Origin of the sequence: Arenimonas sp., assembly GCF_022842045.1 — a bacterium.
Taxonomy (GTDB): Bacteria; Pseudomonadota; Gammaproteobacteria; order Xanthomonadales; family Xanthomonadaceae; genus Arenimonas.
In genome coordinates this window covers 1-9,069 of the sequence record NZ_JALHQI010000093.1, presented here as the reverse complement: position 1 = coordinate 9,069, position 9,069 = coordinate 1, and the positions used below count along the sequence as shown (strand labels likewise).

Annotated in this window: 7 protein-coding genes; 1 reads left to right on the top strand and 6 read right to left on the bottom strand. The window is 67.2% G+C overall.

Annotated elements, in window-relative coordinates; genetic code table 11:
- A partial coding sequence (locus tag Q0C12_RS13880; RefSeq protein WP_343212466.1) for an SCP2 sterol-binding domain-containing protein occupies positions 1-843 on the top strand: 843 nt, incomplete at its 5' end.
- Here the strand turns inward: Q0C12_RS13880 and Q0C12_RS13875 are convergent.
- The 6 genes from Q0C12_RS13875 to Q0C12_RS13850 all read right to left on the bottom strand — a co-directional run bounded on the left by Q0C12_RS13875 (position 798) and on the right by Q0C12_RS13850 (position 8,605).
- Positions 798-1,676, bottom strand: coding sequence for a U32 family peptidase (locus Q0C12_RS13875; protein WP_290891193.1), 879 nt, complete (start codon positions 1,674-1,676; stop codon positions 798-800). The two genes, Q0C12_RS13880 and Q0C12_RS13875, sit on opposite strands and share 46 nt — an antisense overlap.
- Before the next feature lie 2 nt (positions 1,677-1,678).
- Positions 1,679-2,677 carry a peptidase U32 family protein gene (locus Q0C12_RS13870; protein WP_290891191.1) on the bottom strand — a complete coding sequence of 333 codons (999 nt, stop codon included), beginning with the start codon at positions 2,675-2,677 and terminating at the stop codon, positions 1,679-1,681.
- 13 nt (positions 2,678-2,690) lie between these two features.
- Positions 2,691-4,160, bottom strand: a complete 1,470-nt coding sequence (locus tag Q0C12_RS13865; protein ID WP_290891189.1) for a UbiD family decarboxylase — start codon at positions 4,158-4,160, stop codon at positions 2,691-2,693.
- Positions 4,153-6,093: a pyridoxal-dependent decarboxylase gene (locus Q0C12_RS13860; RefSeq protein ID WP_290891187.1), complete on the bottom strand. Its 1,941-nt coding sequence runs from the start codon at positions 6,091-6,093 to the stop codon at positions 4,153-4,155. The genes Q0C12_RS13865 and Q0C12_RS13860 overlap by 8 nt, the downstream gene beginning before the upstream one ends.
- A gap of 190 nt (positions 6,094-6,283) precedes the next feature.
- On the bottom strand, positions 6,284-7,471 hold the full coding sequence (locus Q0C12_RS13855; protein ID WP_290891185.1) for an alginate export family protein: 1,188 nt from the start codon (positions 7,469-7,471) through the stop codon (positions 6,284-6,286).
- 84 nt (positions 7,472-7,555) lie between these two features.
- Positions 7,556-8,605, bottom strand: coding sequence for a prephenate dehydrogenase/arogenate dehydrogenase family protein (locus tag Q0C12_RS13850; protein WP_290891183.1), 1,050 nt, complete (start codon positions 8,603-8,605; stop codon positions 7,556-7,558).
- Between the last annotated feature and the right edge of the window lie 464 nt (positions 8,606-9,069).

The following is a 9,069-nucleotide window of genomic DNA, read 5'->3' as shown; positions in this document are numbered from 1 at the left end:
CGCCTGGCGTTTGCGCGCGGTCTCATCGACCGGCTCGACGCCGGCATCGTGGCGCTGGCCGCGGCGCGTCGCCGCGCGGTCGTCCTCGCGGCACGGGCCAAACCTCCAGGCCTGGGGCGCGACCCCCAACGCGAGGCCCAGGTACATCGACACGCCCTCGCTGTCGCCCGCGACCTGGGGCTGCCGGGGCCCACAGCCGGCGGCCTTCTGGATGTTTTGATCGCCGATGCCTGCGCACAGCAGGGCCTGTCCCCACCGGCTATGCCGCAAAACCACTTCAACCCGGAGCCTCGCCCCATGGAAACCCAGTGGCCACACCGCCTCGCCGCGCGACTCCCCCATCCCTCCGTGCTGCAACCGCTCCTGGCGGGCCTGCCACGGAGGCTGCACGACGCCGCGTTCGAGCACCTGGCCGCCAAGGCCATGCAGATCCCGACAGTGACGGGAGAGTTCGCTTTTCTGGAAGGGCGCACGATCGGCATCACCGTGACCGATCTCGGCTTGCGCTGGTCATTCGGCCTCCGCGAAGGCCGTCTTGTCGTCGTAGCTGATGCCCCGGAGGCGGAGGTGCGCGGCACTGCGACCGACCTGCTGCTGCTGGCAAGTCGCCTTGAAGACGCCGATACGCTCTTCTTCCAACGCAGGCTGGTGCTGACCGGAGACACCGACCTCGGGCTGCACGCTCGCAACACACTCGACCGCCTGGAGTGGGAAGACCTTCCGTTGGGCCCGCGAATACTGATGCATCGCGCGGCCCGGCACGCGGCGGCCGCGCGTACCGCGTGGCACGCCCGCCGTCAGGTACCGGCGATGCGGGACGAGCCGGCGGTCCCCGACCAGTAACCACTGGCTGCGCCGACCCGTTCGGGCGCGACGCCCGTCCGCAGACCGTCGTGGAACCGTTGCACCACCGCCTCCAGCCCCTCCGGCTGGGGAACGAGGCGGAGGATGTCGACCCCGAGGGAGCGAAGCGCCCCCAGTTCGGGCCCCAGATCGACCACTTCCTCACCCATCACCTGTACGCCGTTGATGCGCAGGAACGGGTCGCCCTCGCGGGTCGCCAGCGGCAGGCCTTCGGGATGCTCGATGCAACGGAAGCCGCACGCGTCCTTCGGAACGTCGAGCGCCCGCGCGGTGAAGCAGCGCGCGGACCACGACAGGGCCTGGCGGCCCCAGACCTGCACCTCGAGCTCTGGCCGCGTTCCGCCGTCGGCCTCGAGCGCCTCCAGCAGTTCCCGGACGAGAAGTTCGCCTTGTTCGGTACCCGGCACCCAGCGCACCAGACCGTCCTCCTGGAGCAACTTCAGGCTCTGGTGGTTGTAGACGTTCAGTCCCGGGCCACCGACGAAGGGGCGCCCAGCCTTGCGGCAGAGCTGGACCGCAGTGAGGTCGTTCGCCTCGATGATGAATCCACCGTGCCCGACCAGGCGGCGCATGGCGCCGACCTCGGACTCTGCTTCCACCAGCGCCAGGGTGGAAAGCACCACCTCTTTGCCGGCCTCGGCGAGCGATTCCGCGACGACGATCCAGTCGCGGGTATTCAGTTCGCGACGCTTGCTGCACACGGTTTCGCCAAGATGGACGATGTCGACCGGCCACGAAGCAACATCACGATAGAACGCGAGTGTGCGCTCACGCGGCCAGAACCAGGGATTGGGAGCGAGGGAAAGGCGCATCGTCAGTGCCAGGCGCGGTGGTAGGGACCGAGCGTGGTCTGGTGGCCTTCGGCATGCGCCGCCAGGGCCTGCTGCCACGCCGGCCGAGGCGCCCACTCGGGGCCTGCGCCGCGCAGGCTGTCGATGGCCGCCCGCCACGTGCTGGCGACCTGGCGTACGTATGCCGCGCCGCGCTGGCGTCCTTCTATCTTAACGGCCACGACGCCGGCCGCCCTGAGCCGTGGCAGCAGGTCGATCGTATTGAGGCTGGTGGGCTCCTCCAGGGCGTGGAAGACCTCGCCGCGCACCTCATAGCGGCCCTTGCAGACGGTCGGATAGCCGGCCGCTTCGCTTGACGCGAACCGGTCGATCAGCACGCCGTTGAGACGCACACTGCGGCCGCCGTCGGCCTGTTCTTCCCAGCGTACGAATGACGCCGGCGAGCACACGCCGTGACGGTTTGGCGAGGCCCCGGTGACATAGCTGGAAAGCTGGCATCGCCCTTCGACCATGATGCAGAGGCTGCCGAACCCGAAGACTTCGAGTGGCACGGGCGCCGCGTCGCAGACCCTTTCCACCTGCTGTATCGACAGGACGCGGGGGAGCACGGCGCGAGCGATGCCAAAGCGCTCATGCATGTAGGCCAGCGCTGGCGCGGTGGTGGCGGAACCCTGCACCGAAAGGTGCCGGGGCAATCCAGGATGGCGGCTGGACGCGTAATCCAGGACGGCCATGTCCGCCGCGATGATGGCATCGGCGCCAAGGTCCGCAGCGCGGTCCACGGCCCGCCGCCACTCCGCCAGTTTCGAGGCCTCTGCGTAGGTGTTCAGGGCGATGAACACCTTGCGCCCCAGGGCGTGTGCGCGGCTGAGTCCACGCTCAAGCTCCGCATCGGTGAAATTCAGGCCCGGGAAAGCGCGCGCATTGGTCTGGTCGCGGAAGCCGGTGTAGACGGCATCCGCTCCCGCTTCCAGTGCGGCCTCCAGAGCGGGCAGGTTGCCAGCGGGGCAGACGAGTTCCATGGTCGGGGTCCTTTCAGGGGTTGGGGGCGCGAAGCGAGCGGTAAAGCGCGTCCATCCGCGCCTGGACAGCGGGATCCGGCCGAAGCACCGGGCTCCAGGCGCGACCGGTTTCCTCGCGGGTCTTGCGGGTGGCATCGATGCCGATTTTTCCGCCGAGGTTGGGCTCTGGGCTTGAGAAGTCCAGGACATCAACGGGCGTGCGATCCATCACGAGGCTGTCGCGGGCCGGATCGACCCGCGTGGACAGCGCCCAGAGCACGTCGTGGCCATTGCGCAGGTCGATGTCCTCGTCGAACACTGCCACCGCCTTGGTGTAGGTGAATTGGCGCAGGTAGCTCCAGATGCCGAGCATGATCCGCCGTGCGTGGCCGGGGTACTGCTTTCGGATCGAGACCAGCGCGATGCGGTAACTGCAGGCGGCCGGCGGCAGGTAGAAGTCGACGATCTCCGGGAAGACCTTCTGCAGCAGCGGCACGAACACGTCGTTGAGGGCCTCGGCCAGCACCGATGGCTCGTCCCAGGGCGGCCGTCCCATGTAGCTGCCGTGGTACAGCGCGTCTCGCCGGATCCTCAGGCGCTCGACGGTCAGTACGGGGTAGGTGCCCTGCGCATTGGTGTGCCCGGTATGGTCGCCGAAGGGCCCCTCGAGCGCCGTATCGCCGGGGTGGATGAACCCCTCCATCACGATCTCGGCACCCGCCGGCGCATGCAGGCCGGTCAGCGCGCTGCGCCAGACCCGGCTTCGGCTGCCGCGCAGCAGTCCGGCAAATTCGAACTCCGAGAGCGTATCCGGGATCGGCGCGACCGCAGCCAGCGCCGTCGCCGGGTCAACCCCGATCGCCACCACGACAGGGAAGGGCTGGTCGGGATGCACCCGCAAATGGTCCTGGTAGTCGAGCGCGCCGCCGCGGTGAGCGAGCCAGCGCATGATCACCCGGCGAGGGCCGATCGGCTGCTGGCGGTAGATGGCGACGTTCTCCCGCCGCTTGGTCGGCCCGCGGGTGACCACGAGGCCGAAGGTGATCAGGGGCCCGGCGTCCCCGGGCCAGCAGGTCTGTATCGGCAAGCGCCCGAGGTCTATTGCGTCGCCCTCGATGACCTCATCGTTGAACGCCGCGTCGTGAACCTCGCGAGGCGCCACGTGTGCAAGCTGGGCGAGTTCGGGCCACTGCGACAGTGCGTCCTTGAGCGAGCCGGGCCAGCGCGGCTCCCGGATCGATGCCAACAGTCGGCCCAACTCGCGCAATGAACCCACGGGCCGGTCGCCCAAGGCCAGTTCAATCCTGCGCCGGTGCCCAAAGAGATTCCCCAGCATGGGATGCCGGCTACCCAACGGCCGGTGCATCAGCAAGGCGGGTCCGTCGGCCTTGAGTGCGGCGAGCGAGAGAGCCGTCGTCTCAAGCGCCGGGTCGACCGGCGCATGGACATCCATCAGGTCCCCGCGTGCCCGAAGTCGATCGAGAAAGGCTCGAAGATCATGCATCGGCGGCATCCGGTTCGGCGATGGCGCGCAGGACGAGCCGCTCCAGAAAGCCAAAGTACCCTGCGAGATAGCTGCTGCCATTGCCCTCGTCGAGCAGGAACGGATTCATCAACGTGTGGCGCAGCACCACCAGGCGGTCGAGCGACTCGTCGCCTTCCACCATGGCATCCAGGGGCAGGTCGATCGCCTGCATGACTCGCCGGGTGTCCTCTTCGCCCATGGCGTCGCGGCGCAGGGTGGTGATCGAACCAAAATACTCGCCCTGCTGCAGGGTCCGGGTCGGGTCCGCGCTCAATGACGCATGCAGGCCGCGCATGAAGCGGTTCATGCGCAGGAGGCTGGTGTTTCCACGGGGGTTGATCGCCAGGCATACGAGGTTGCTGTCGGGCAGGAAGGGCACACAGGCCCTCGCATGGGGCGCGATTCGGTCGATGAAGGCCCTGGCCTCGTCAAGGAACGCCTCCGCGGCCTGCATGCTGGCCGCCTGAAGCCGACCGAAGCGCTGACTGTCCAGCGGCAACACCCGGTGCGTGACATAGACCGCCGCGGCATTGGCGCCCGGCTTCGAGCCTTCGGGAATGTAACGACCAAGGTTCCGGTGCCGGGAGAAGTAGTCGCCTTCCGCCGTGCCGCCGAACACGTAGTCCGCGCCTTCGGCGAGCAGGCTTATCATGCGCTGGTCACGGCACAGGAACGCGCCCGACCCATATGGCAGGTAGCCCAGCTTGTGCGGGTCGATCGTGATCGAGTCCATCCGGGCCAGGGCCAGCACCGCCGCATGCACTTCGCGGGAAGGAAACGCCTGGAACTCGCTGCGTACCATGGCCCAGCTTCGATCTGAGCCATCGGTATTGCGAAAGAGGGTCGCAAGGTAGCCGCCCCAGGCCGCATCGGCATGGATCGCGAAGCCTTGGCCCTGGCTGGCACTGGCATCGCGCAGGTCGGCGAGGCGGTCCAGCGGATCGATCGTTCCGAATTCGGTACTGCCGAGCACGCCCACGGCCATCAGCACCGGTACCTGGCGCTGGCGCAAGCCGGTGAGCGCGTCGGCCAGGGCGTCGATGTCCAGGCGCATGGATCGGCCGGGCACAAGGATGAGCTGGTCGCGCCCGAGTCCCAGCATTTTTACGCCCTTGCTCCACGAGTAGTGGGCGGTGGACGGGGCGAGGACAACCGGCACCTGCAGGTCGTCACGAGCGTGGAAGGCCGCGATTCCCCGGGACTCGATCCGTTCGCGCTCCACCGCCGCCGACCAGTGACGCCGATCCGCTGCCGGCATTTCCGCCAGCAGCGCCTGCCAGGCGACGACCAACTCGCGTTGGCGCGCCGGTGGGAGTCCGTAAGCCTCGTGCACGCCTTCGGGCAAGTTCGGAAGTGGGGCGCCGGCCCGTACGAGAGCGACCGGGAAGCCCTTCATCGCGAGGGCGAGCCGCAGGCCCTGGACGTTGGCTAGCGTTCCCCCGGACGTGAGGTGGCCGAACGCGCAGGCCGGGTCCGCGGGGTCGGCGGGATAGCCCACCATCGCAGCCAGCTGCAGGCCGGCCTTGAGCTCCATGCCGATGGTCACCGGCGCGGCGTCGGCGCTGACATTGTTGGGGTTGTAGGGCAGGGCCAGCATCTGTGCCGCCAGGCCAGGGAGCAACAGGTCCGACACCATGTGGCCGATGTAGCGTGGCGAATGAAAGGGCACGCTGCGCTTGAGTGCAGCCGACAGCTGGTGAAGTTCGCGACGCATCCGCGCCTCGAAGTCCAGGAAGGCCGGGCTGCGGTTGGCTCCGGTCGGGATGACCGGCATGTCCTCGGGATGCAGGTTGCGCCGCCAGTAAACGTGGTCGCGCAGGAACTCGACCGTCAGCGATTCAAGCAGCGCGTCGTTCTCTCCGTAGGGCCCCAGGAAGCAAGGGTAGAGAGTTGCGGGGTCGACGGCGTTCATCACGGCTGTCTCGTAGCGGGCAGCAGCACCAAGGGCGTCAGTGGGGCTCCGGGTCGTCGGCGTTCAGGCAGTTCGGGGGAAGCGGGGATCGCGGACATGACGGGTAGGGGAGCAGCCTTCGGAGCGCCCATCCTTGTCCGGAGGCTGGGGCACCGCCATGACCTAGATCACTCCGAGGCCCAAATGCCCCTCAGTGGTTCCATTCCAACTGCAGCCAGAGCTTGGTCGTGTCGCGACCAAAGCCGCTCGCACGGTAGTCGGCGAACTTCACAAGCGCGTTCCAGCCCGGCCTGAAGGCCAGCCCGAGCGAGGCATTCCATTCCTGGCCGTAGTCTCCACCACGCTCGGCACGGTAGTCGTGCCAGGCAAGCTGCCAATGCCCTTCGCAGCCCGCGAGTCGCCACTTGCCCTGTGCGCTGGCATACAGGTCCTCAAGGCCGCCGGCAGGGGTCGTCAGGAACACGTCCGCCCAGCCGTTGAATGCATGAAGCGTCGCGAGCGGGGTCTGGAACACACGCCCATTGCCAGCACCAAGTCGCTCCCAACCGACGGCGTAGCGGCGGCCCGCATATTCGATCCGCGGCTCCAGCAACAGATAGTCGGCGTCCTTGCCCGCGCCACCGGAAATCCCATCCTGCTGCGCGGCCTCCAGCGTGATGCCCCAGCGCACAGTCGCTTCAGGAGCCTGGCCAGTCCAACGCAGACCCACCGTGCGACTGGACGCTGTCGCAACGTCCTGGTCCTCGATCCAGTAACCGTAAGCACTCAGCGTGCCCATGGGCATCGCTTGTTGAAGGTGAAGCAAGCGGCCATCGAGGGCCCGCTCACGGGCGAGGGGATCGATGGCCTCGTCGCCGGCTACGCGGTGGACCCTACCCAGCCAGTGCGCCTGCAGCCGGGTGCCGGCGCGTGGCGTCCATTCGGTGGATACGGCATCGAAGGTCTGCTCGTTCTGCCGCCAGCCGACATTGCCAATGAAGCGCTGGTTGTCGATCGCCAGGCGCTGACGTCCCGCTCGCAGGCTGAGTTCGGCGCCACGCCACGCCAGCCAAGCCTGGTTGAGCTCCAGCGCACGGGGGTCCATCACGACCGGGTAGTTGGTCTGGCCATTTGCGGTGGAATTGAAGCGGTCGTTTAGTTCCACGACGCCTTCGCCCTCTACCTGCCAGGACCAACCGCGGCCCAGTTGGCCCGTATAGCCAAGGCGCAGCCTGAGCGTGTCTGCCTCGGCCCGGCGCGCAAACGCGTCGCTGTCGACCATTTCGTGCCGGTAGCGCCAGTGGGCATGCCAGGCACTGTCGGGCTGTGCTGTGGAACTTCCCGCGTGTACAGCACCCGAGGCCGTAAGGGACAGCGCGACAAGCAGCATGACGGACATGGGAGCCTCGTGTGGTTCTATACCAAGCCATGCTCGGAGTTCGACCCGATCCATGCATTGATCCGCGTCAAGCGGATTGACGCTTCAGGCCTGTGCGCGCCGACTCAGCGTCAGGATCTGCCGGAATACGTCCGCGACGCCGTCGGCCGGCAATCCCTCCTCGACGGCCCAGTCCCGTCGGTTTCCGAGCAACAAGGCCTCGCGTTCCGGATCGAGCGCCGGCGCGCCCGTGCTGCGCTTGGCGTGGCCTGCACGCAGGCTCAACCCGACGCGACGGCGGAGCAGGGCGATGAGTTCACGGTCGAGTTCGTCAATCTGCTCGCGGGCTTCCAGGAGTGCGGGCGACACCTGCGCCAAGGCCTGGGGCCTTGCGTCACTTGATATGGCGGCATCGACCGACGTTGCGGCCAACCGCTGGTCTATCAGTGTGAGTGCCTCGATTAAGTGGCGGCGGGTGGCCGCGGCGTAGGGATTCTGTTTCTGGATGGCATTGAACAGATGCCCGGCATCGGCACGCACCGCTGCTATCGACGCCGCCAGTGCCGCGAAGCTCGGTGGCACCCACCGGAGGTCGCCGCCGACCCCGAGGTCCACCAGCCCCCTGGCGACGAAGAAGGCCATCGCGTGGGTAAGCGCCATGGATCGGTCGTGGCTGGAAGGATCCTGGTCGATCACCTCACTGCCGATGGCCGCAAAAAGTTCGCGCGCCAGCTGTGCGGTGCGCGGATGGCGGGCACTCGGACAGATCACGGTGCGCAGTGGATCGGCGCGGGCGATGCTGAGCGGACCGAACAGGGGGTGGGTTCCGACGTGGCCGATGGTTTCGCCAAGGATGCTTTCCATCAATTGGCACGGCGCCTCCTTGACGCTGCAGACGTCCAATACCTGATGCCGTGGAAGTAGCCCCGGCCGGAGCTCGCGCAAGGCGCGTTCGAAGGATTCCAGGGGAACGCAGACCACGATCAGCTCGGCGCCATTCGCGAGCGCATCCAGGTCCGCCACGGCGTGCTCCCGGGGAACGGTCGACCCGATATCCCAGCCAATCCAGTCGAGCCCGCGCTGTTCAAGCAAGGAGGCGAACGCCGCCCCAAAACGACCATGGCCCAACAGGCCGATTCTCGGGAATTGGTGCATGGTGGCGACCGCCTGGGCGACAGTTTGATCAATGCAGCTTAGTCGGCTCGGCGGTGGCTTGAATTGACCAGGATCAGTCCGGGCTTAGTTCGAATGACTACTACGGAGAAGGGGTGGGCGCCGAAGCCCGCAGTGGCGGTTTGGTTTGGTTCGGTGTCCTAGCGGGTGGCGCCATCCTGCAGGCGCATGCCCCGAGCCGCGGCCGCTCGACCTCGCTGGATCGGCGGAATCCCATCTCCATACCGCCGCGAATCGCTACGCTTGCGTACGGCGAAACCGCTTGATTCGAATCAATGACCGGAACGAGGAAGGATGAAAGCATCGCGCTCTCCGACCCCGGATTTCCCCATGAACCAAGCCGTATCCAGCATCCATTCCTTCGATCGAAACCAACTGCTTGACTGCGCGAACGGTGCGATGTTCGGTGCCGATGGCGCGCGGCTGCCGAAGGACCCGATGCTGAT

What these genes read in the sequence shown, in the direction of transcription:
- Q0C12_RS13875 (WP_290891193.1), bottom strand. Translation starts at nt 1,676, where the DNA reads ATGCGCCTTTCCCTCGCTCCCAATCCCTGGTTCTGGCCGCGTGAGCGC.
- Q0C12_RS13870 (WP_290891191.1), bottom strand. Translation starts at nt 2,677, where the DNA reads ATGGAACTCGTCTGCCCCGCTGGCAACCTGCCCGCTCTGGAGGCCGCA.
- Q0C12_RS13865 (WP_290891189.1), bottom strand. Translation starts at nt 4,160, where the DNA reads ATGCATGATCTTCGAGCCTTTCTCGATCGACTTCGGGCACGCGGGGAC.
- Q0C12_RS13860 (WP_290891187.1), bottom strand. Translation starts at nt 6,093, where the DNA reads ATGAACGCCGTCGACCCCGCAACTCTCTACCCTTGCTTCCTGGGGCCC.
- Q0C12_RS13855 (WP_290891185.1), bottom strand. Translation starts at nt 7,471, where the DNA reads ATGTCCGTCATGCTGCTTGTCGCGCTGTCCCTTACGGCCTCGGGTGCT.
- Q0C12_RS13850 (WP_290891183.1), bottom strand. Translation starts at nt 8,605, where the DNA reads ATGCACCAATTCCCGAGAATCGGCCTGTTGGGCCATGGTCGTTTTGGG.